Source organism: Vreelandella janggokensis (assembly GCF_031451615.1).
GTDB classification, from domain to species: Bacteria; Pseudomonadota; Gammaproteobacteria; order Pseudomonadales; family Halomonadaceae; genus Vreelandella; species Vreelandella janggokensis.
In genome coordinates, this window is sequence record NZ_JARWAJ010000001.1 from 779462 (window position 1) to 806317 (window position 26856).

The following is a 26856-nucleotide window of genomic DNA, read 5'->3' on the forward strand; positions in this document are numbered from 1 at the left end:
ATGGCGGAGCGTTCAGCTTTCCGCTTCGAAGGTCTGGAACCGCGCATGCTGCTTTCCGCCGATCCTATCTCAGTGACAGCGGATGCCAGTGCCGATATGGAGGTCCGGGTCGTCGAGGAAGACAACGAGAAAATGGTGCAGGTCGTTGATCGCAATGGCGAGGACGAAGAGGGTGGCGATCAGGTCATGGGCGAAGCAAAGCTCGATGACCTGAAAAGTCGCGCTAGTGACGACGAGGGTGATATCCAGATCACCGGGAGTGATGACGATGACAGTCTGTCATTCGACGAATCGGTATTGGAGGAAGCGAACGATCTGCTAATTACTTTTGATGCCGGTGACGGCAACGACACCCTGAATACGGCGAACAGTGAGGGGCTGCTCGTTGATTTCGAGGGTGGTGAAGGAAGCGACCGTGTTGTCGGCGACGATGCCACGGGCATGTCGTGGACGATCGATGGTGACGGTGAAGGAGAAAGCCAAGACGGTGATATCACGTTCTCGGGGATCTCTTACATCAATGCGTCGGCCGGCGAGGCGCAGGAACTGCACAGCAGCTTGGAGACGACTTGGCAGGCCAACGATGAGCGCAACGTCACCATCAAAAATGTAACGCTAGAAGGCATCGATAAGCTCTATGGTTCAGATACAGCAACCCTGAGTTATGAAGAGTACAACGAAGGCGTAACGGTTGATCTCGGTAAAAACGAAGCGAGCGGATTCGAGGAAATCACTGGATTTCGCGATCTTATCGGTTCCGACGGTGACGATATTCTGGCAGGCAATGATCTTGATAACTCAATAGACGGTGGCCAGGGTTACAATCTGCTGATTTCCGTTGGCGGCGAGGATACCTTCGAAACCCGGGAAGATGCCGACGATACTTACCTGATTGATCGATCGAATAGCGATCTCATCCTGAGCAGTAGTGGCGACGACGCCACGCTTGATATCGGTAACAACGACAGCATGTCGTTCAGCGGTCATCCGACCGAAATTATCCTGGGAGCTTCGGGGTCGGGGCAGACGCTCGATGCGTCCGGCTATGGGCTGGGCGGGGTCACCTTCCAGCTACGCGGTGACGATGTCACTGCGATCGGTTCGGACCAGGATGATCTTTTCGTCCTGTCATCCGGTGGAAGTGGGGATATTCAGGGCAATGGCAATAGCGATGAAGGCGACAAGCTCGAGGTTCAAGCCGATGTCGATATGACTCTTGACGATGATGGACTGACCTTCGGAGCGGCGGGAACGTCTGCCTATACGTTCAGTGATGACATCGAAATGGCCGCCCTGAACGGCGGCGATAGCGCCAACACCCTTGATGCCAGCGGTTTCTCCGGCGACGTGCGTCTTGAAGGCCGTGGCGGTGACGATACGTTGTTCGGCGGCAGTGGCAACGACCTGCTTGATGGCGGTGCTGGCAACGACACGCTGGAAAGCAATGGCGGTGATGACGTGCTGTTCGGCAATGGTGGCGATAATACACTCACCGGTGGCGGCGGTGATGATACCGTTATGGGCATCACCGATGGCTGGATGGACCTCAACGACGGCGCACTCATCCACACCGATCAGCTCGAAGAGCAGACCCTGAGCTGGGATGGTGAGAGTGGCGAGACCGTCGCGTTCCATTTCGATGGCGGTGTCAGTGAGATCACCCTGGTGGCCAATGCTGAGGCATTGGAGATCCAACGTGCCATCGAAAGCATCGACGGCATCGGTGGCGGTAACGTCCAGGTCGCCCGTGAGTTTGCGAAAGACGACAGCGGTGATGTCGAGGAAGTGAGTTGGACGGTACGGTTCGTCGGCAAGTTCGCTGAAGAAGACGCGGACACCGTTCCGGATATCGCCTTGTTGGGCGTCGCGGCCGCCGGCACGTCAGTCGGAAGCGACTCGGTCGTGAAAGCGAACCGGGACCAGAAGCGTCGCATCGGTACGGATACTCTCAACGACACCTTCAGCGATGCCGTTCTGCAGGCCGATGGCGGCGACACCACGCTCGATGCCAGCGATTACCAGGGCAGTGTTTATCTCGAAGGCAGCAGCGGCAATGATACTCTGATCGGCGGCCAGGGCGAGACCGAATTCAATGCCGTAGCCGGAGACAATACCCTGATCGCCGGCGCTGGCGAGAATACGATCACAGGCGGCGCCGGGGAAGACCATCTGCGCCTTGACCTGGCGGATGAGATCACCGGCGTCACTCTGGATGGCGAGTCGTTCACGCTGACCGATGCGGATGGCGATACCGATTCGACCTACAAAGCCATCGATAGCCTTGCCGTCATGGTGGATGAGAGCCATGGTGGAGATGTCGAGGTCGATGCAGGCGGCTATAACGGTGTGGATGCCACCACGGCGCTGGCTGACCTGATGTCGACGGAAGACTTCGAGACGGTGTTCTCGGCCGAAGACGATGGCCAGACGATCGACGAGGATAGCGGTGAGATTCAGGGGGCGCTGTCACTGGATATCACCCTCGCCACTGGAGACACCAAGACGGTCGCATTGGACAGCGCAAGGACATTGGGTGGCCTGGTCGACATCTTCGATGCCATCGAGGACATCGAATCACGCGTCGATCGCGCCGACGGCCGCTGGGTCGTCGAGGATATGTCCGGCGGTGCTGGTGCCCTGAGTGTCCATGTCCCCTCTGGCTCGGCAATGGAGACACTCACCGAGGCGCTTGGCATGTCGCTGAGTGGCTCGACATGGCAGAGCGAGACCTTTCAGGCCGGCGGCGTCGATATGCAGATGCTGGGCAGTGGTACTTACACCCTGACCGGCAGCGATGGCCACGACCGCTTCGAGCTTGGTACAGCCGCCGAGCACGATATCAGCGCAGGAGACGGCAACGACACTCTGGTCGTGACCCACGCCGGTGATATGACGCTGGGCAATGGCGAGCTGGCATTCGATCCTGATGGCGGCAATCAGATCGCCAGCTATAGCGGTATCGAGATCGCGGAATTGACGGTCAGTGACGGTGCCGGTGAGGCCACATTGGACGCCGGCGATTTCGATGGCGACTCGTTGCGCCTGACAACGTCGTCACAAGGCGAGTTGATTGGTTCCAGTGTGGCCGTGACGGATTTTGATATCGACGTCCAGGGTCTGTCTGCTAACGCTATCGACGTCACGGTCAACAATGACCAGAGCCGGGTGACGGCGATGACGACGCCGGCAAGTGGTAATACAGCGGTCACGGACCTCTCGGCGTTCGATGCCGTCTCGCTATCCGGCCAGGATGCCGAACTCATCTATGCCTGGTCGGACGATGTGACACTGGAAATCACGGATACCGATCTTGATGAAGACGTCACGTTACAGGCCGCCGGGACGCTGACTCTGGAAGGTGCCGAGCTGAGAGGTGATGGCAGTGAGATCGCCATCACGCTTGATGCCTATCGCATCGATGTGATGGATACCGTGATCGATACCGGCGGTGGCGATTTCGTCGCCAAGGCAAGCTGGATCAACATCGATGAAGGGGCCGTTATCGATGCCGGTGACGGCGATCTCGCCATTCACGCCCAACCGACGGGCTTCCTCAATGGTACGCCGTCGAACGGCTTCGTCGATGTCGGTGTATTCGACCTGTCGGTCACTATCGGCGATGCCGAACTTTCGGGCTACGACATCACCATCGATGCACGGGTCGTCGACCCGGATCGCTCGCTCTACAACGTCGATACCGGTAATGCCATCATCGATGGAGCCGCTAACAAATCACTCGCCTTTGTCGAGGGACTCTCCCTGTTCGGCAGTATCTCCACATTGATTGCCGATACCACCATCGATATCGGTAGTGACGCGAGCCTGCATGCCCAGCACAACATCGATATCGATGGGGAAATCGAACTGGCGTCGAGTGTACGCCCGACCCAGGCATGGGGTGTCGGTGTCTCGGTCAGTACCCTTGTCGCTCGCTCCAATATCGATGTCAGCGGTGAGTTGATTGCCGATGGCGAGGCACAAGGCGACGACCCTGACGGCGGCAATGTCACCATTCACTCCCGTGTCGATACGACTCAATCCGTGACGGCGGTACCTGAGGGTGTGAAAGGTTTTGCCGGCTCAGCCGCGGTCAGTGTGCTGGTGACCGAATCGCGGGCCATGGTCTGGGATGATGCAGTCATTGAGGCGGCGGGCGATGTCGTTGTCGATGCCACGACGGTCGATCGCAACAGCACCTCGGCTACGTCCGGTGCCAGCAAGGGTAAAGTCGGCATTGCCGTTGCCCTCAATGTCGAAACCGGCACTACGGAAGCGCAACTGGCCGGTCAGGTCGACGCAGGGGGCGATATCACCGTCGAAGCCGAGACGAAAAAGCAGGCGATTTCCGGGGCGTATTTCTCCTATATCCCCTCCTCATCCAATGGCGTTTCGGCAGTGGCTGGCACGGCCCCAAGCAATCCCACCAGCGTGGTCGGCGGGCTGTCCAAGAGCAGTAAAGACCTGGCTAAATCGCCCATGGTGCTGGTAATGGACCCGCTCAAGGATAAGCTCAGTACCTGGGCCAGTAGCCTTGGCGACAAGCTAAAGGTCGATCAACTCAAGGAGAAGTTTTCCAGCGGCGATGGGGAGGCATTCGATATCGCTGCTGCGGTGGCCGTATCAGTCGATATCAACGACGCCGACGCACGCTTGGGTGCGACCGTGGACCGTGACGGTAATACGCTCGACGATAGCGTTCGCCACGATATGTCGGTGGGTGGCGATGTTACCGTCAATGCGTTGAGTCATCACCGCCCCAGTGTCAGCGCCTCGGGGTCGGCCGCCGAGGACTCGTCTGCCGGTAAACGTACCGAAGGTAATCCGCTTAAGAACAAGCTCAAATCCGAGTTGCTCGAGGGCAAGAACTCCAAGGCATCGGCCAGCGGAGATACGCGTTCCAATCAGCAGTCGGCGAACGACAGCCAGAGCGAGGGTGACGAGCAGGCGAAGGTGGCGGTATCCGGGGCGGTCAGCGTCGGCTATCTCGATAACAGCGCCAATGCCGATGTCATGGGCAATGTCGACCTCGATGCCGATGGCGCCATTGCGGTGGATGCCCAGAGTCTCAACGAAGTCGACCTCGACAGTGTCTTCGGTGCCAACCTCTATAACGAGATTCGGGGTTTCTTCGACGACCCCGAAGACAACGTCGATCACGTCAGCACCGATGGTGGCGATGATGGTTTCACCATGCTCGAAAACGGTGACACCGTTCTGGTCGACAAGGATCATGCCGCCGGTGGCGAAGCTGGCAATGTCTACGAATATACCGGTGATGAGGCGACCGAAATCGCCCTGAGTGAGGTGGACTACAGTTCCGGCGACTGGAGCAAGCTGGGCACCCCGCTGGAACAGAGGATTCCCGATCTGATCTCGACCATCTCAGGCTATTTCAGCGCCAATCTGGGGCTGACCGGGAGCTTCGATAGCTGGACGCAGGCCACGGCCTCGGGTGAGAAACTGGCGATCGCCGGTGCGGCCAACGTCTTCGTACTCAATCAGGACAGCGATGCCCGCATTCACGAGGGCGCCACCCTCAATCTCGATGGGCAGAGCTCGGTGGATGATGTCACACCACAGGATGGCCAGGATGTCTCCGTGACGGCGAATAACGCCAACGACATCTTTACGCTCGTCGGTAATCTGCAGGTGCCGGGACTCGGCGGTGCCGGCGAGTTCAGCGCCAAGTGGCTGGACGCGATCGCTCAGGAACCGGGGCTGGGAAGCGAGTCTGCGGGCAGCGCCATCGGCGCCGCTCTGACCGCCAATGTCCTGGGCAGTGAGGCGACGGCGGCAATCGAATCAGGGGTCGAACTGGTCGCCGATAGTCTCGATGTCACTGCCGATAACGCCAGCTTGTTGCTCGGTGTCGGGGCGTCCGGTGGTCAAGCCGGGAAAGTCGGCTTCAATGCCTCGGCGGTGGCCAACGTCGTCCAGAACGAGACGCAGGCCACTATTGGTGACAATGTCTCCATGAACATCGGCGATGGCAGCGTCGGCGATGACGGTGACAATCCTGCCTTGCGCGTCAGCGCCAATGACGACAGTTATCTGATCAACCTGGTCGGTGGGATCGCCAAGGGCGATTCGGTCGGCATCGGTGCCTCGGTGGGGGTGACGGTCCTGGAGCGTGACACGCATGCATTAATTGGCGATCCCGAAGATAGTGATTTCCCACTGGGTTCCATTCTGGTCGGTGGTGATGTCGAGGTCGGTGCCGACAACAGTGGCGTGGTCATCGATCTGGCTATCGCCGGGGCAGGTGCCGGTGGCAAGTCGACCCAATCGTCTTCCGGTGGCTCCGGTGGCGGTAGCGGGGACAACCCCGGCAAATGGCCCAACAACCAGGCCAATTACGATAATGTCATCGCCGAGCTCCAGGGCAAGCTGGGTCAGAGCAGTGGCGGCGGCTCGGGCGGTCAGAGCAACAGCGGTGTCGGCCTGGCCGGCTCGGCCATAGTTCACGTTGGTGACGACAATACGTCGGCCACCATACGCAGCCTCGAAACACTCGATGTTGACGGCGATGTGTCGGTCGCGGCCAACGACGATACCCACCTCGGCCTGCTCGCGGGAGGTGGTGCGCTCTCGATGGGAAGCGGCAGTTCAAGTGTCGCCGTAGCCGGGGCAGCCACCATTGCTGTGCAGCAGGGCAGTACCGAGGCCATCGTCGATAATGTAGCGACTCTGGACAGCCACGCTCTTGCCATTGATGCCGAGCGGGCCGGCTGGAGCGTGGTCTCAGCCGCGGCCGTGGCGGTCTCCACCAGCCAGAAGGGTTTCGGTGTTTCCGGCTCGGCCAGCGCGCTGGTGTCGATGCGCAGTGTCAATGCGCGCCTGCTGACCATCGATGAAGGCGACCTGGGCGATGTCAGTATCAATGCGCGCGATGCCGCCAATAGCATTCTGGTGGCCGGCGCGGTTTCCGTCGCCGGTCAAGGAGGTGTCGGCGGCTCGGCGACGGTTTCCTACATCGCCCATGATGTTAAAGCCAGTGCCGAGTCGCTCGGTAGCGATTGGGATGATAACGCCAGTGCCGACCTGACCGCCGATTCACTGCAGGTTGTTGCCGACAGTGATTCGCTGGTGGTCTCGCTGGCGGGTTCCGTTGGTGTGGCCTATGGCGGCAAGGGAGCCGGGCTGGCCGGCACCATTGGCGTCAATATCGTCGCCAACGTGACCGAAGCGCGGGTCGAAGATACCTATCTGGCATTGAACGACGGGGATGTCTCGGTGGCGGCAAACGATCGGGCCAGCATCTGGGCACTGTCCGGTGCCGTCGGTGTCGGCGGTACGGCGGGTTTTGGTGCCGGTATTGCGGTCAACGCCATCGGCCTGCCCGGTGTCTCGGACAGGGATCATCGCACGGAAGCCTTGCTGCAGGACAGTCGCCTGGCTGAGGCTAGTGATGTCACGGTGTCCGCGACCAGTACCGGCCTGATCCGGACGCTGGCCATTGGCATTGGCGCCAGTCAGAAAGTCGCCGGTGCGGGCAGTGTAGCGGCGAACATGATCGACAAGGAACTGAAAGCCCATAGCATTGACACTGACCTGGAGGCTATTTCCGGAAACGTCGGCGTCATTGCCAATGACAATACCCAACTGATTTCTATCGCCGGTGCAGTGTCCGGCTCGGGCAAGGTGGCTGTCGCCGGTAGTGTGGGCGTCAATTTTGTCACCAACAATCAGGTGGCGCGTATCGATGGAGGCACCATTGATGCCGAGGGCGATGTCCTGGTCGACGCCGCCGCCGATACCCTGCTGGTCTCCGTCGCCTTCGGTGGTGCCGGCGCCGGGACGGCCGGTTTTGCCGGGGCGATCACGGTCAACACCATCGCCGGCCAGACCCTGGCGGACGTCAAAGGTGGTGCCGACATTTATGGCGACGATATTACCGTCCAGGCCATGGACAACAACCGGGTGGTCGTGGTGGCACTGGGCGCTGCCGGTGGTGGCACCGTCGCCGGTGGTGTCTCGGCCAGTACCACCCAACTGGACAATGCCATTCTGTCACACGTCAACGACGCCGAGCTGAATGCCGACAACGACATCAGCGTCCTGGCCGGCCTGGCCGATGAGGATGAACGTGGTGAGTTCGACTTGGCCAGCGTGGGTATCGATGTTGATCTGGGCACATACGGCACCAGTGACGGTAGCGATGACGAAGATCCTGATGAGGGCGAGGCAGGACTGGCCAAGCGGGATACCGATGATATCGACATGTCGGCGGGCGTCATCAACATCAGTTTCGCCGGTGCCGGTGGTGGCACCGCGGCCGGTGCGGGAGCCGTGGGGCTCAACTGGTTGCGCAACTCGGTCCGTGCCGAGGTCTCCGGGGGCAGCCTGCTCGACGCCGGAAATGATATCGGCGTGGTGGCCAACGACAAGTCGACACTGCTCAACTTTGCATTTGGCATCGCCGGAGCGGGCACGGTCGCCGGTGGTGCCGCTATCTCCTTCAACTACATCGGCGGCGATCCCAGTAATCCTTCACGCAGCCTGCAGTCCGAGGAGGAGGGGGCAGACTCCTCTCAAGACCTGTTCATGGTCGACACCGAGGAGGAGGACCAGGTCGATTTCACCATCGGGGAAGTCGCCGCGGTGGTCGATGGATCAACGCTTGATGCCGGTAATGACGTATACGTCGATGCCCAGGCCGAGAGCATGCTGATGAATTTCACGGCCGGCGGTGCCGGTGCCGGCACCGTGGCGATGTCCGGCTCGATCGGGATCAATTTCATCAAGCATCAGGTCAATGCCGAGCTCAGCAACGGCGCCGATGTCGAAGGTGACAGCATTATCGTGACAGCCGGCCTGGCGCCCATCTCCGTCAATGTGGCCGGTGCGGCCAGTGGGGCCGGTACCGTCGGTCTGGCTGGTGCGTCGGCGACCACGGATTACAATTCGACGGTCCAAGCGCAGATTCTGGGCGGTGACACCACGCTGACCGCTCTGGATGGCGACATTATCGTTGATGCCCTGCTGCGACGCGTGACCGAGGGCACGTATGAAGGGCTCGACCCGGACAATACATCTCAAGCCGATGTCGACGAAACCGACGAAGACGCGGACGTCCCCGAGGACGATGAGGGCGCCGACAAGACGCCGGGGGATGCGCTCGACAACGACGATATCGATACAAGCGATGCACCGGACTTGCCCTCACCCACCGAGGCGGGTGACCAGATCTTCACGGCGGCTATCAGCGGTGCCGGCTCGGGCACTGTCTCGGTGGCTGGTGCCCTGTCATTGAACTGGATGCGCAGCACGGCCGAAGCCGTGGTCAAGGGGGCCGAACTCGAAGCCAGGAAGGGCGATGTGCAGATAGGCGCCGAGGACAATCTGGGCATGAATGCCTTCACCGTGGCGGCCGGTGCCTCGGGTGCAGTGTCGGCCGCCGGTTACATGTCCTACAACTACATTGGCGGCAACCCCGGCAGCAGTGGCCCGGATGCCTCCAACCGGGTCAGTGCCCGTGTCGAGGACAACGCCAGCATCATTGCCGAGACCATCGGCGTGAATGCCGATTCCGATTCGGCGATCAGTGCCTATACGGTCGGGGCGTCAGTGTCCACCTTTGCTAGCGTCGTCGGTTCGACATCGCTCAACTTCACCCGCAAGGATGTGGATGCGAAGGTCAGCGATTCCTTCCTCAAGGCCACCAACGGCGATATCGACATTCATGCCGAGGATACCAGTTCGATCATTTCCGCCTCCGCGCAACTGTCGATTGCCGTCAAGGGCGGCAGCGTGGGTGTGACGGTGGCGCTGAACGATATTGCCAATTCCATCGAGGCAAGCTCGACCGGCTCCCAACTGATCGCGGAAAACGGCAGTGTCATCATTGATGCCGACTCATCGTCGATCAACCTGAACGTTGTCGCCGGTGCCAGCTATGGCACCTTCTTCAGTGGCGCTGGCAATTCCGGTACGGCACTGATCAAGAATGACGTCAAGGCGTTCGCCGAGGGACGACACGACTTCGCCGACGGCTCAAGTGCGGCAGCGTCCCAGGAAGAAAATGCCGGAGATATTCAGGCTGATGGCCATGTCATCATTCATGCCGACAGCAGTGACCGCAATATCGTCGTGACCGGCACGGTGTCGGCCGGGCTTGTGTCTGCCGGTGCTGCCGTCGGGGTTGACCTGATGGCAACCGAAACCAGCGCCTGGGTCGGCGATCACGATGGTGATGGCAGAGGTGGCGATATCCGCATCCATGCCGTCGGCAATGGTTCCCGTGACATCATCGAGGGTTGGGATGGTGACGAGTTCACGACGACAGCTGGCGCCGGTGTTGCTGTGCTGGCTACCAGTCGGGCACGTTTCACCAGTTACACCGCGGCCGTCGGCGGTGGCGGTGTCGGCCTGGCTGCCAACCTCACAACGGACGGGGTCAGTGGCAGCACCCGTGCGACCATCGGGGATGCCCGTATCAGTAGCGATCAAGATGTCATCCTGCGGGCATTGCACGTGGGCGAGGGGAACAGCGGTGGCGGATCGGCTGCAGTCGGTGCACTGGCGGCTGTTGCATCGGTCGATACGTCGCTCTTGTCTCATACCACGGCGGCAACTGTGCTGGGTAGTGGTGATGAGGACGACCCGGATATCGATGCCGAGAGAGATCTGCATGTCGAGGCCGAAAGCCATGTGACCATGCAGACGACCGTCGTCGGTGTCAGTGTCGGTCAGGCCGCTCTGGCGGGCTCGGCCAGTGCTGTCGATGTGGGCCTGACGACACAGACCCTTATCGAATCGGCGTATATCGAAGCGAATGATATTGATATTCAAGCAGCCAATACGACGGATCTGCGCTTCATCATCGGCACGGGTACCGCCGGTGGCATTGCCGCCGGGGCGTCCTTGGCGGTCGGGTTGCTCAATCCGGTAACAACCACGGATGTGCTGGGCAGCGACCTGGTGGCCGCCGGTGACATCGCCATCGATGCCGATCAGCATACGATCACCCGAATCACGGCGGCGACCGGATCTGTGGGGGGAAGTGCGCTGGCCGGTACCGTGTCCGTCATGACCTCCAGTGCCGAGGCAACCACCTATGTGGGCGATCTGGTGGATGACAACGAGAATGTACTCGGGAATAGCCACCTCGATGCGGGGGGCGATGTCAGTGTGACGGCTATTACGCGGACCGAGATGAATCCCTGGGATAATCCAGCCGAGAACTTCATCGGCTCCGTGGCGGTTGGAGTGGCCGGTGCCGGGGCGTCGGTGGATGTCATGGTGCTGCGTGAAACGTCTCACGCCACCGTCGGCGACAACACCACGGTGGAGGCAGACGACGATATCACCGTGGAAGCGGATCTCGAGCGCGATATCACGTCCCATGTCATGACTTTTGCGCTTGCGGCGGGAATGGCTTTCAGTGGTTCGGTCTCAGTGGTCAGTCTTGGTCAGGGGCTCAGGGACAGCAGCAAGGAAGAGTTCCAGGACGTCGGTGAGCTTATGGGCGGCACCTTTGGTAATGCCAGTGATTATGAGTCGTCCAACGACGTAGACCCCGACCAGGCGGAAGAAGGTGAGGAAGAGATCGACCATCCGAATGCCGGCACTCAGGAATCCCGTGACGGTTCCAATGCTGCCTTGAGTGACATGGAAGTGGCACCCTCCGTACCGGGTGCCGGTGATGGCGAGGACGGCCAGGCGATCGGTGATGTCGCCGCGACCGTCGGACGCGATGTCACGCTTGAGGCTGAGGGTGATATCGACATTGATGCCGACGATACTCTCGAGACCGGCATTATCACCGGTGCCGGTGCAGGCGGATATGGCGTGGCAGCCGTGGGGCTGTCGGTTTCCGTGCTCGACAATACCACGGCCGTCTCTGCAACGGTGGGTAGTGGTTCCGATCTTGACGGTGATGCCGTTTCGGTCGCCAGTGACTTCACTGGTAGTGTCGACCAGGGCGCCTACGGCGGTACTGCCAGTGCCGGCATCAGTGCCGCCGGACAGAACGCGACGCTATTCGACGATACCCGCCAGCTCGCCTATCTGGAGAGCGGTGTTATCGTCTCCGAAGCGGACAGTCTGTCTGTCGAAGCCCATGCCGGCCGCCATTACAACCTCGAGGTGGCTGGCGGGGCCATCGGCTCCATCGCCGCCGGGGTGTCGGTCGCCATCGCCGAGGTAACGGGTGGCACCGAGGCCTATATTGGCGAAGGCGCGACCATCGGCGATATTGAGGATGAGGGAGAGATCGGTACGCCTGGTGAGCTTACCTCCATCATAGAGGAGGTGACCGTCTCGTCGACGTCCAATGACACGATTGATGTCAATGCGGTTGCCGTGGGTGCCGGCGTGGCCGCTGGTGCCGGCGTCGATATGGAGGTCTCGTTGACCAACGATGTCATCGCGTATCTGGGAGCCGGCTCCGATGTGCTGGCCGGCTCGGTCAGTATCACCGCGGAGCAGACACCGGCAATCACGTCCGACGTCCTCGGCGTCAGCGCCGGAGGAGCCGCAGTCGGTGCCTCCACCTCCTATGTCACGCTCGGCGGCAATATTCAGGCGTGGCTGGGTACCTACAAAGAGAATGCCAATGGTCTTGATCTGACTGCTGAATCGCTGGATGTTCAGGCGGCTTTGTTGCGCCCAGAGACCCCGGACGATGGTGACGGGGATACCGTCAACGCCACGGCGACGGGGGTCAGTGGTGCGGCGGTCGGCGTGGATGCCTCGGTACTCGAATTCTCGGATACGACCGAGGCCATTGCGGGCATCGGCGGATCGGCGTCGGTCACCCTGATGGCGCTTCCCGCCTATCAGCAGCAGCGCCTGCAGACGATGCGCGAGCAGGCGAGCGACGACACCTTCGACGGCGACCTGTGGGATGGCTGGGACGTCCCCGACGATCCGGCCGATTCACTCACGCTCGATGACCTGCCACCACAAAGCATCCACCTGGATGTCGAGGCACGCCAGGAAAGCCGTCTGATCGGCAATATGGAAAGTTATGCCGGTGGCGGCGTTGCGGTCGGCATGTCGCTGGCCAGCCTCGACCAGCGGACGACCACCGAAGCTCGGCTCGATCAACAGGCCGACCTGGAAATCTTCGGCGCCGCCGCCCCCGACGATGATACCAACCCGGTTGCCATCGTCTCGTTGACCGAACAGGTCACACGCCTGGATACCCAGGCCATCGCCGGCGGACTCGGGGCCGGTGCCGGGGTCGAAGTGGACCTCACGGCCGATTCCACGGTACTCACGGCGGTGGGGGACGACGCCGACATCGGGGTGTTCGATAGCGACGCCACCCTGACCCTGAGCGCGACGCAGACGCTCGATGTGGACGGCACCATGCGGGCGGTCGCCGGCGGCGTGATTTCGGGTGCCGGTGCCAACGGCGATTACCTGATGTCACCCGATACACGAGTGACGATCGGTCAGGGGGCCTCATTGGACGCCGGCGCCATCAGCGCCAAGGCCACTTCCGAAGTCTACAAGCGTGCCGTGGCCGATGCCGGTGACTACAACAGCGACGGTGAAGTGTACGGGCTGGCCGCAGGCGGCGGTGCCGGTGTCCTCATGACACTGGAGATAGACACCTTCGTCGAGGTCGATGACAACGCCAGCTTGATAGCGCGCGGCAACGGTGACGACATAGCCGGTAGCGGCGATATCAACCTGCGCGCGTTCAACGACATCGATGTACGTGACCAGGGCAGCCTGATTGCGGGCGGTTTGCTCAGTGGCGGCGGCATGAATACCGAAATCGATGCCGATCATGTCGCCACCGGCGTGCTGCTGGGAGACGGCAGTCAGGTGACGGCGCAGCACGATCTATACCTGGCTGCCAATACGCAGGCCAATCTGGCCGCGGTCATCTACATCGATTCTTATGCCGGGGTGTCGGTGAGCGTCGGCATCGCCGACGTGACGCTCACGCCGGTCAACGAGGTGTCACTGAATGGCGCCGATGTCACGGCACTCGGCGCGGCCTGGCTGATGGCGGGGCGTAACAGTGAGTATGTCAGCGACGAATACCGTGTCGTGTCGTCGGTGGATACTTTCTCGGCGAGTGCCTTGCCGATCGATGTGGTGGAAGCGACCGCGACACTGCAGCGTGACAACCAACTGACGGTCGATGCCGATTCGCAAGTCCTGACCCGTGGGGATATCAACCTGCTGGCCGAGGACTACGACGGCGCCGCGATGCTGGCGCGTGCCAAGGCCGTCAACTGGATCAATGCCGCCGCCGGGGCACTGGATGCGGCGCTGGGCGGTGGCGGCACCGAAAACACCGGCGGGACCGCGATTGCCGAATCCACCGGTAGCGTCACGATCGACGGCCGCCTGGAAACCGGGATCGACCGCAATCAGCGGCTGGTGATCGACCTGGCCGAGGGTGTTTCGCTCGGCGACATCGACGAGGGCGAGATGGCGCTCGACGAGTTGTTCACCAGCCTGGACGGCTTTTCTGACATCGGTTATAGCCTGCGCATCGGGGGCGTCGAAACGGAGCTGTTCGAATCACTTCAGAAGGCGCGCCAACGACTCGATGACTACCGGTCGGTCGGCTCCGATCGTGTGATCGATGAGTTCCGCGCCGAGGTCGAACGGCTGGAGCAGAAACTGATCGATCAGGGGCTCGCCGAAGAGGTCGACGGGGAAACCGTACTGCTCAACCCGGACATCGTCGAAATCGTGCTCGACGATATCGACGCCACCGCGGGACGTATCGACGTGCGCGCCGATCATCTGGTCGGTGACGGTGATTTCGTGTCACCCAAGGGCTCCAATGTCACCGTGGTCAACAAGACGCCGGCCTGGATCGTGGCCAATGACATCACCATCCCCGAAACCCTGGGGGGGCTCTACTTCAACGGCGTGGAGATGGCGGATGACGCCGATATCGCCGATACCAACCTGAATGCTCCGGCGGGGCAGTCCGCTGATTTCGGCTATTCCGCCGATCCGGATGCCAATCCGACACCGACGGTGATGATCGTCAACACTTATGCCAATGTGCCCTCCGGCGATGAAATGGCGTCGATCCGAGAGGCGCTGGACGTCGACGAGGACTTCTCGCTGGTCATCGATGAGTTCGACCGCGATGCCGTCATGCCCAGCGTGAAGGTGCGCGGCGATATCTATGCACCGCTGGCCGACGCCACGATACTGGCCGGGAAGGATTTCGACCTCAGCAGCGATGCCGAGGACTTGATCAACGGTGACGGTGCCTCGCTGGTTGTCGGCAGCTTGACGTTGACGGCCGAGGAGACCATCAACATCGGTGGGGTCAGCCGGTACTCACTGGGCGAGCTGCCCTACAAGACCATGAAGGCCTTCACCGAAGGCTGGACCGCTAGCGCCGCGCCGGGCCAGATCGATACCTCCGGCATGCCGGACTGGCTCGCCGACTTCTTCGAGGATCTCAACGAGCAGCGTGAGGACGAGGATCGTACCGATGACATGATCGAGGCGTTGAACGACATGTCGCGCGGCGATCCGACCATTGCGCGTACGGTCAATATCGAAGCCGATCTGATCAATCTCAATGGCCGCATCGAGAGTGGTGTCGACGAGATCGACGTGACGATCGACGAATCGGACGCCGATATCATTCGCCGCAAGCTGGCGCGTGGAGAAACCAGTGCCTTCCGCCTGACGGAGGCCTCCAGCCGCAGCGGGCAATCGATCGACATCGGCTTCAACCCCGAAACCATGCAGATCGAATTGACCGATGCCATGGTCGGCGGTGGCAACGTCACGATCGACGGCCGTCTGATCAATACCGGCACCGGTGAGATCGACGTCATGGCGGGCTATGGCGACATCAACGTCGATAACCAGACCGGCTATGCGATTTCTCTGGCCGACCTGAATGTCGAGAATCCCGGTGACGGCAGTCTGACCATGATCGACCGCAACCGGGAAACCGAGGAGGTGATCAGCGAGTTGACCGTTGCCCAGCAGGACGACGGTCGTTTCCTGGTGACGGAGACCGGCGAGGATGACCGGACCCTCACACGGCAGGAACTGCTCGCTGAAGAGGATCTGACCTTCACGCCCAAGGACAACACCCGTTACGCCTTCGAGGTGCTGCAGACCGAAGAAACCGAGAAGACTTATACCCTGACCACGTCGGAGTGGGCGGGTCTCGATGCGCTGGCGTCCGATCCACCCGACGACTACGACTCGAGCGTGGAGACCCTGTCCAAGCAGTTGCTGCCCGAGGGCGAGGGCGACAAGGGCTACATCTATCAGGGCGATGGCGACCAGAACGACTATCAATACAGCAACGAGACCACGAACGAGGACAACTATCCCAGTTCCGGGGGCGATGGTGTGCGCTACGTCGGTGACGAAGACAGCGACGATGCCATCAGGCTCAGTGACGACACTTACGTGGATGAGGGCTACTACTCCACCGCCGGACTGGAGGAGGTCGACTCGACCTGGTACGGCAAGAAGACGTATGAGCTCGAACTGACCAATCGCACCATCGAGTCGACCCGCCATACGCACGACATCGCGGCCGACAAGGAGGTCGCGATCGATTTCTTCGGCCGTGAGCAGGGCAGCATCAATGTCGACTCGGTCGGCGATATCGTGCTCGACGGTGATGTTGCCGCCGGCGAGAACGGCAGCGTATCGCTGGAGAGCAGCGAGGGCCGCATCGTCAATGGCAGTGACGAGACACCGTCGGTCAGCGGCGGCGATATCGACCTCGACGCGGCGGAAGGCATCGGCGAAGTGCCGACCGACGAAGCTTCTCCCGTTGTGGTCGAACTCGTCGGGGGTGACGGCCAACCGTCAGGCGCACTGAATGCGTCCAGTGCCCATGGCGATATCCTGTTGCACAGCAATGAGTCACTGCGGATGGATCGTATCACTGCCGAGTCCGGTGATGTGGAACTCTCCACCCGAACGTCACTCATTGCCGCGGGCGACGCGTCTCTGATTGCGGGCCAGATGATTACGCTGGAAGCTGGCGGCGACATCGGCAGTAGCGATAACCAGGTTCGCATCGACACCAGCTTCCGCAGCGACAGCGCCACGGCTCTCCAGCGTGCCAATGACGTGCTGATCATCGACAACGGCGATGGCGGCGGCAATGTCTTTATCGAAGAGACATCCGGCGACCTGCGTGTCGATTCGATCCAGACCGCCGGCGATGTCACGGTTCATGTCAACCAGGGCGATCTGCTGGACGTCAATGCCGAGGCCGAGCGCGATGAACGTACTTACGAAGAGCTCAAGAACGGTGTCTGGGCGGCACTTTCACTGACCGACGACAGCCGTCAGGACGACGCCATTGAGAATCTGGAAAATCGTCGCACTGGGGAATACCAGAACTACTGGCAGGAGCGGCTTGGTCTCTCCGACGACCAGTTGGGCGAGCTCGACCATGGTGAGAGTTATCGACTGCGTAATGTCGGTGACTATTCCGTACTCGTCGTGGTGGATGAGGACGACGATCCGGTTCGCGCCGTCGATCTGACGCCAGAGGGAGACGAGGGCTCCGAACATCGCCTCTATACCAGCGAGACTGATTACGAGACGCTCACACGCGACGATCTCGAAAATGTCGATTCGCTGGATCTCGAAGGCGTCGATGAAACACTTGCCAAGGTGCTGTCCAGCCTCTCTGAGGACGGAGGTTATGTCATCAAGGGCTCTGCACTGGCAATGGCCGGAGCGACCGATGTCACCTACCGTCGCTGGGTTGCCTACGATCCCGATGCCGACATCCGCTTCAGTGAGGACAAGCGCCAAGGCATGCTCGATCAAGGCGCCAGCGAGGAAGAGATCGAAACGATCGAGACGACGCGTACCGAACGGTTCCATGATCTCCATGAGAATTATAGTGGGGAAACCGACGTTTACCGTCTGGACCACACCGTTGACGTCAGTGAAGCCGAGAAAGAAGAGCTGCGCTCCAACATCAAGGTCTGGACCGAAACGCAACTCCTCAGCCTTGTCAGTGAAGGGCTGCTCAAGGAAACCACCGATACCCAGGTGGATATCGAGGAACCGAATATCAATGCCGGTGGCTCGATCTCTATCGTCACGAACGCCGGCAGTGTCGGCTCCGTGGATGACTACGAAACGATCTCGCTGGTCGGCGAGGAGGGCGATGCGTTCAGTTCGCTCACCGATGACGAACGCGTACTGCTGTCCGCCGCCGAACGCAATGACATCACCTACATTCGCGATGGTCTCATTTCGGGGCTGGAAGTCGACTTCGCGGTCGATACCTCGGGCGAGCGAAATCAATTGACAGCCACCTTCACCGACGGCGGCAACTGGACGAATTATGATCTGTCGGTGGGCGACGAGCTGTATCTGAATGGCGAGGAAACGGTCAACTACACTGAAAACGGCCAATACCTCACCGTCGAGAGCCTCTCCTCTGGAGAGCTGGTCATGTCCACACGTGCTGATGTCCAGTCCGAGACGGGGCAGACCATCGAACTTGGTCAGGTGCTGCTGGATCCGCTGTCCGCCGGTGACGATGTCAATCTCAGCCATATCGTCATCGATCAGCGGGAGGACGTGAACGTCGAACAGCGCGATATCAATGCCGGAATCAGCGTCGATAGCGCCGGCGCGCTTTATCTGGGATCGGAAAATGACCTGGCGCTGAGCCATATCTCGGCGGCGGACGATCTGCGCATCAAGGTCGGCGGCAGTCTCATCAATGATGGTGCCGTCATCGAGGCGTCGGATGCCATCCTTGAGGCCGCGACGGGGCGCATCGGCTCCGCCGACACGCCGCTCGAGTTGCGTCTGGACGCCAATGGCCTGATCACGGCGCGTGCGCAAGAGGATATCTTCCTGGAAACCACGCAGGGCCGCGACATCAACATTGCGTCACTCTATTCCGAGCGTGGCGATGTCGTACTGGACGCCGATGGCGATATCCTGGACGGTCTGAACCACGATCTGCTCAAGGTGCTCGCCGATAACATCACGCTGACGGCAGAGGGACAGGTTGGTGATCTATCAGCGGGAGATTCGCTGGAGGTCGAAGCCAGAGAGCAGGTCAGCGCGGCAGCTGGTGGTGACATCGCTCTGGCATCACCCGATGCCGATCTACGGGTGGGACACATTGAGACCGATGACGATGTCCATCTGTCGGCGCTGCTGTCGATACTCAGCACCAATGCCGAGTCGGGGTCACTCGACACCAATGTCACTGCACACGACCTGACATTGGCGACCGTTGCTGGCGGGGTAGGCAGTGTCGACCAAGACCTGATTACTGACACTCTCGGTCGGGTGGATATCGAGAGCTTCGACTCGCTCTATCTGACCGACAAGAGTGATTCCTTGGGGCTTGGCATCGTATCGGCCGGCGGTGGAACCGCAAGTGGCAACAACCTGGCCTTCATCACGGCATTGGGGGCCATGCGAAATGCCCTGGATGCCGACGAAGAGTTCAATCTGCTTTCGGCCAATGTTCACCTGATCGCCCAGCACAATATTGGTGAGCGGGGTAACGTCATCACCTCGCGGATCGGCCAGTTGGAAGGAGCATCGACCGAGGGTAGTGTGTTCCTCGACAACACTGGCGAGATGCACGTCAGCGAAAGCGGTCTTACCGCCGGAGGTGAGATCGAGCTCACGACCAACAGCCCGCTGGTCGTCGACAGCGATATCAATGCCGACGGTACCGTCGTACTGACAGCCATGGAAAATCCTGATGACAGTAGTGACAACGGCGATACGGTCACCTTCACCGATGGTGTCAGCGTCTCAGCCGCCGATGATTTGATCATCGAAGCGGCCGACGGAGTGATCGTCGATGACCACGGCGTTTCTCTCGAGGCCGACCATGACATCCTCATGGAAATCGAGCTCGCCTCCTCGGTTGACGACGAGTCGAACCTGGATGATGCCATTGCCGAGAGCACGCTGCGCGGTACGCTGATGGCGGGTAACAATGTCATGATCGCGATGAGCGACAAGCGCCATGAGTTCGAGGTGCGCGACGGCACGCAAATCACCGCTGACGATATCCTCCTCGATGCCGGCGATGGCGACAATCAGTTGACGTTGGATGGCAGCTACGTTGCCGAGGAAGGAGACATCGAGCTGGTGACCGGTCAGGGCGAGGATACGCTGGCCGTCCAGAGCACGTTGTCCGCCAATCGCTCGATCACCGGCGAACTGGGCGATGGCGACGATGACGTTGATATTTCCGGCTCGCTCGACGCTGACGATATCACGTGGCAGATGGGCCGCGGTGCCGATGAGCTGGATATCAGTGGCGGCTTTGATGCCGAGGCGACCATCGATATCGGCCTGGGTACTGGCGATGACGTCCTTCTGGCGACAGGTACCCTTGATGCCGACATGATCGCGGTCGCGGGTAACGCGGGTGACGACACGCTGGTCTTCAAACCCACCGGCGATGATCGACTGCTCGGCGAAATGACCGTCGACGGCAATGCTGGCGAGGACCGTCTGGGTGTCGCCGAACTCAACGACCGCGACGAGCGACTCATGCTCGACGGCGGGAGCGACACGGATCGGGTGCGCATCGTGACCCGTGATCAGGACGGCAAGGGCGACAACGGCGATTATCGCATCACCGTCAGTGACAGTGGTGCCGTCAACGACGGCGTCGACGAGCTGATCATCGAAGGCCGTGGCCATGAGGGCGATAACGGCGGCGATCTGGCCGATCTGTTCCTTATCCGCCAGAACTTCATCGCGCGCATGGGCGGCAATGCCGAAGCCGGTGTCGAAGGGGAGAATGTCGAGCGTATCGACTACGACGACAGCCTCAACGGCCGGGTGCGCATCAACGGCTACGCCGGGGACGATGCCTTCATCGTCGATGACACCTCGACGCTGATGACGCTTGACGGCGGCGCCGGCAACGATCGCTTCCAGATCGGTCAGGTCTTCGCCGAGGATCCCAGCGACCCGGATGAACTCGTCGACGGCGTGTACGAGAACTCCGGCGTTCGCGAAGGCGACGAAATCGTGACCACCGAAACCACCCAGGGCTTCCTCAGCCCGGGGAACCGCGAGTCGATGGTCATCTATGGCGGCGACGGCCAGGACGAGTTCACGGTCTACAGCAACAAGGGCCTGTTGCGCATGGAGGGCGAGGCCGGCAATGACGACTTCGTGGTACGCGCCTTCCTTATCGAGGACGATATCGAAGTCCGTGGCGGTGGTGATGACGACCACATCGAATACAACATCAACGCCCCGGTGGATATCGATGGCGGCAGCGGCTACAACACCCTGACCGTATTGGGCACCGAGGCAGACGACAATTTTGTCGTGACCGAGGACGGTGTCTTCGGCGCTGGTCTCAATATTGGCTATGAAAGTATCCAGGAAGTCAAAGTCGATGCCCTGGAAGGCGACGACACCTTCTATGTGCTCTCCACGGCCTTCGACGTGACCACGGAACTGGTCGGTGGTCTGGGCAGTGACAGCTTCCGCCTCGGTGGCGATGTCACAGGCCGCGTGGTCGCTGCCGACGCCGAAGGGCGCAGCAGCTTGATTACCCACGGTGTCGACAGTGACGATGAGGACTACGACGACCTGTTGGCGGATGGCACGCCGGTCACGGTGGCCGACGGATCGAGCGGTTCTGTATCGATCGACCAGAAAGGCGGCACACGTTTGCTCGAAGGCGATGGGCCGGGAAGCTACCTGATCGATCTGGCGCTATCTGACGATATGAATATCGCCGATGGCGCCATGGTGAGCCTGACCGTCTCGGCGGCGCTGTCGTCGAGCCAGGATCGATCTCGGGCCAAGAATGGCAACGAGCCTGAGACGGTCAATATCGCCACCAGCGAGAACGGTGACTACCGCCGCGCCCAGACGATCGATTTTACCTTTGACGAGGTCAATGGCTGGACCAGTGAGCAGGAGATCTTCGTTCAGGCCCCGGAGGACGGTGTGGTCGAAGGCACCCGAGACGTGACTATCAGTCATATGACCAACGTCACCATGCCTGATGGCGAGAATATCCCAGAGCCACTGGCGGAACTCGAGGAGCAACCCATCGCCAATGCCATGATCACCGTCTATGACAGCGATCAGGGCGACCTCTTCATCAATCATGAGGGCGATAATCTCACCGTCATCGAAGGCGACAGCGAAACCGGACAGACCGACAGCTTCGAGCTCTCGCTCACCACGCCGCCGGAAGACGATGAAACGGTGACGGTGATGCTCGACTACGACGACGAGCAGTTCGAGGTCAGCCAGGAGACGCTGAACTTCGATGCCGATAACTGGGACGAGCTGCAGACTATCGAGGTCAGCGCCGTCAATGACGATGACCCGGAAAACCGCCTGGATGATCGCATCGGCTTCGATATCAGTTCGGACCGTGACGGTTCGGTCTATACCGACAGCGAACCAGGCAATGTACGTGTCAGCGCTTATGACAACGACAGTGCCGATGTGGTCGTCCAGGAAACCGGCGATCGCACCCAGGTTGGCGCCGACGGGGGCTTTGACGAATACACCTTGCGCTTGACCCAGGCGCCGGAGGATGACGTCACCATTGATCTCAACAGCGACGGCTTCAGCGACTTTGACCTGGAGGCCGATCGCATCGATTTGCGCAACGTGGCCGACGGCAACTGGGGTGTCAGCGTGCTTGATCCCGAGGAAGCGGGCGCCCGTCTGATTCTTGATGGTGATGAGAATTGGAATGACCTGGGCGTGAGAGTTGGCATGCAGCTGTCATTGGATGGTATCGATGGCCGGGTCAAGGTCAATCATCTCTCGGATGAAGGCAGCGAACTCCATCTGACGGCCGACCACGATAACCTTGATGGCGAGTCGCTGACCCTGACTGAGGTCGCTGTGCCGTCGGTCACCTTCACGGCCGAGAACTGGGCCGACCAAGTCAACGTCAAGGTGGCTTTCGATCCGGATTATGTCGCCGCCGAAGGCAGCGAGAATGACAAGGTCTTCTCGCCACAGCCCCATGTGCTGGACCGCATTCAGGGGCCACTGATGTTGGAAGGCGGCACCAGCGATACCGATCGTTCGCTTGAAGATGCCATCATGCTGCCCTACGAAGAGCCGGGTGAGCCGGACGAGGACCGGGTCGGCGTGGTCTCCGGCGATGTCGAGATGACCGATACCGACGACGTCATCCTCGCTGCCGATGCCAGTGTTGCAGACCTGCAAGGCGAAATGAGCGCTGAAAGAATCACCGGCCTGGGCATGGGCGAAGGCATCCTTGAGCAGGACGATGGCAAAGGCGGTACGGTCGAGACACCGCGCGGCGTCGAGTATCACAGTGTCGAAACGGTCGAAGTGCGGCTAGGCAGCGGCAACGACGAGATGAGCGTTGACGCCGATCCGATCGACTTTAACGGCGAGATCGTGCTGCAAGCCAGTGAAGACGGCGAAAGCAGTATTCTCGAACGTCAGGATGGCGGCACCTGGTATGAAGACGGCTTCCGAAGTGGCGATACGATCCGCATCGACGGTGAGCGTCATGTCATCCAGGACTTTACCCAGGAAGGCACGGGACTGCTGCTGGCGATGACGCTGGGTGAGCTTTCGCTGAGTGACGGTGAGGTCGGCATCATCCGCGAGATACCGTTGACCGCCATTCATGGTGGCGGCAATCGCATCGAGGATGGTGAGCGTGGTGGCGACACGATCACCGTTGAAGGCGGCTATGAGGCTCAGATGCCATTGGTCATCTTCGGTGATACGGCCCGCAATGGTGGCCCCTACCTCGCCGATGGCGGCAGTGTGACCGACGATGCCCAACGTTTCACCGAGCATGGTGATAACCTGCTGGACGCCAGTGATGCCATCGGCGGTGTGGTGCTGGTTGGCGGTCAGGGTGACGACGAACTCATCGGCGGTACAGGCGACGATCAGTTGTTCGGCGGCAGTGGCGATGACCGGCTGGATGCCAGTGCCGGTGGCAACAACCATCTCTACGGTGACGGCAGCCTCGATCTCGCCATGGATGTCCGCATCGACGAAACAGTCAGCCTGCTTACCGTCTATGGTGCCACCGGCGATGCCGACGAATCCACCGGCGATCGGCTGGAAACCGGCGACGACCGGCTGATCGGTGGCAGCGGCAACGATATCCTGCTCGGCGATCACGGCGTGATCGAGCTGGCTTCGCGCGACGGCGTCGACGGTCAGCGCCTGATGAATTCCCAGCGGGTCATCGCCGTGCACTCCACCGATCCCGAATCGCTCGGCGAGAACCACCTGTCGGTGATGGCGGGTCGCAACATCCTGATCGGCGGCTCGGCTTCGGATGCACTTGAAGGTGGCCTGGGTAATGATGTGCTGATCGGCGATCAGGGCGGTGTTCAGTTCGCCAGCCCCAACGCCTTTGATGTCCTGGATCGCATTATCGTTCGTGACGAAGGCCACGATGGCGAGGACACGCTGGCTGGCGGTCAGGGTGACGACGTGCTGCTGGGCGGTGGCGGCAGTGATCTGCTGCGCGGCGGAACACAGATTGCCATCGCGCAGAGCGGCAACGATACGCTGGTCGGTGACTACGCCGAGTTGCGCTATACCGCTGGCGGCCTTCACACGCTTGAGTCACTGCCAACCACGGCTGGCGGGGATGATGAGCTGCATGGTGGTGATGGTGCCAACGTGATCGTGGGCGGTGAAGGCGCTGATCAAATGACGTCCGGCCCCGGGGCTATTGATAGCATCGTATTGGGCGATCACGGCGAACTGCGCTGGAATGCTCATGGTGTCTTGATTTCCATGCGAAGTATTGCACCGACGGTTGGCGGCGACGACAGGATAACTGTCAGTACGGGTGAGGCAGCCGTTGTCGCTGGCACCGGCGGCGATATAGTTCGAACCGGTAATGAGAATAGCCTGGTTCTGGCCGATCTTGGGCGTATCAGTTGGCATGACAACGGGGTTCTTGATCAGGCCATTTCCACGAATCCGGGGCTTGGCGGTGATGACCACATCAGTCTTGGAAATGGTGACAATCTGGTCATCGCCAGCGATGGCAGCGATCGGATTGACACCGGCAATGGCCGTGACCTGATCGCCGGGGATCATGCCGACGCGATCTTCGATGGGCAGGGCCGGATCGCCAGTCTCGCATCGCACACCTTCGCAATCGGCGGCGATGACGCCATCGACGGAGGCTGTGGCGACGACTGGGTGATCGGCGGTGTCGGCAGCGATGCCATTAGCCTGGCCGGTGGCGATAATACCGTGCTCGGTGATAACGGTCGTATCGAGGCGCTCTACGGAATTCGTTCCCAGGTCAAGAGTCTCGATACCTCGGCCGCCACCGGGGCCGGCGATGTCATCGTTACCGGCCAAGGCGATGACCAGGTGATTGCCGGCATGGGCAGCGACGAGACCCGCAACGCCGGGGGCGAGTCCATCGCTATCGGCGATGACGGTCGCATCGAAAGCAACGCCGAGGGCCGCTACGTCATGGCCGAAACCGGTAATCCGGCCTATGGCGAATCCGACCGACTGATCGGTGGCAGCGATCGCGACATCCTGTTCGGCGGTGCCGGCGGCGATCGACTGGAAGGCAACGCTGGCGAGGATATCCTGTTCGGCGACTTCGGCCGCGTCACCCGTGATCCCGCGCTGCTCACGGTGGAAGCGATCAGCCTCTTTGAAGGAGGTAATGATGAAATCTACACCGGCCCGGACGGCGATATCGCCATTGGTGGCGCCGGTGGCGACGGCTTCTCCGCTTCGTTTGAAGAGGATTCGGTGGTTGGTGACTATGGCCGCTTCCGTATCGCGCTTTCCGAGCCGGACGAGAGTGAACAGGTCATTTCGCTCGTTACCTTGGCACAAGGCCGCCTGGACCTGCTGCGTTCCTCGCAACAGGACCTCTACAGCAATGACGGGGAGAGTGAAGGTGAAGATGGCGATAGCGACAGTGACGGCGGCACCTGGCTGCTGCTGGGAGGGGGAAATACCGCTGGCGTGAATGCCCTCAGCGGCGATGGCGGCAATACGACCACCGCCAACAGCGCCATCGAACGTATGGAGCGGTTGATCTCCGAGTGGCAACAGCGCGAAGGCAGTTCGCTGCGTGGCAGCATTGCCTCGCAAGTCGCTGCCAATGTCTCCAGCGGCGCAGAGGCGGAACGTCAGATACAAGACAATCCTCCCGCCATGGGGGATGCCAATACGGCGATGCAAGGTGACGGCCAGGAAGCCGCTCAGCCATCCGCCGATAATCCGGAGGCACAAACGCAAGAGCAAGAGCCAGAGAGCGATGACGCCGCTCAGGCGCTGATCGAACAGAGTGGCCTGGCGATTCCCGAGGAATTCCTGACGGCGCTTACCGCCTCGACAGGGTGGGGGATCGCCAAGGCCGGTGCCAAGTCGCAGGGGGCGTCTCAAACCCGGCTGGAGGCGCTGCGCCGCGAATGTGCCGCACGCGATTGGCAACGGCTCTGTCAAGGAGGTGATGAGGAGGATGAATGACGCCAACGACCGGTGACGTCGAGACTCAGGCTGCTGCCACCTCGGCGGACATCGTCGATACCCAGGCGTGGCTGACGCGCCACGGCGAGCGTCTGGCCGCGTCGTATCCCGGTGTCGAGGTCGCCGAGGGTATCGTGCTATGGCGCCAGTCGCCGAGCTGGCTGCCGGTCGCGCTATGGCCGGCCAATGCCGATGGCGTGGCACTGCTGGACCTCGCCGACCAGGTGCGTGAGGCGCAGCGCGGTCTGGTCAGTGCTCTGGACCAGGGCGGACTGGCCATTGGCTACCCTGTGCGGGACCTTTCAGACAATGCAGGAGCCTCATTAATCGGGGTCGTGGCGCTGCGTGTCACGCATTCAGGTGCGCCCGCCGAGTCGCCTCGAGAGGACGATCTGGTTCCCTTGATGCAGCGCCTCGAGGACGCCGTTGCCGGCC

2 protein-coding genes (1 of these 2 running past the window's edge) are annotated in these 26856 nt (G+C 60.9%); both read left to right on the top strand.

Going from position 1 to position 26856, the window contains the following annotated elements:
- A complete protein-coding gene (locus tag QC816_RS03645) occupies positions 1 to 26421 on the top strand; it encodes a calcium-binding protein (RefSeq protein ID WP_309781027.1) in 26421 nt (8806 codons plus the stop codon).
- Positions 26418 to 26856, top strand: partial view of a GAF domain-containing protein gene (locus QC816_RS03650; protein ID WP_309781030.1) — the beginning only. 1421 nt of this gene lie beyond the right edge of the window; only the first 439 of its 1860 coding nucleotides appear in the window; its start codon is at positions 26418 to 26420; its stop codon lies beyond the right edge, outside the window. The genes QC816_RS03645 and QC816_RS03650 overlap by 4 nt, the downstream gene beginning before the upstream one ends.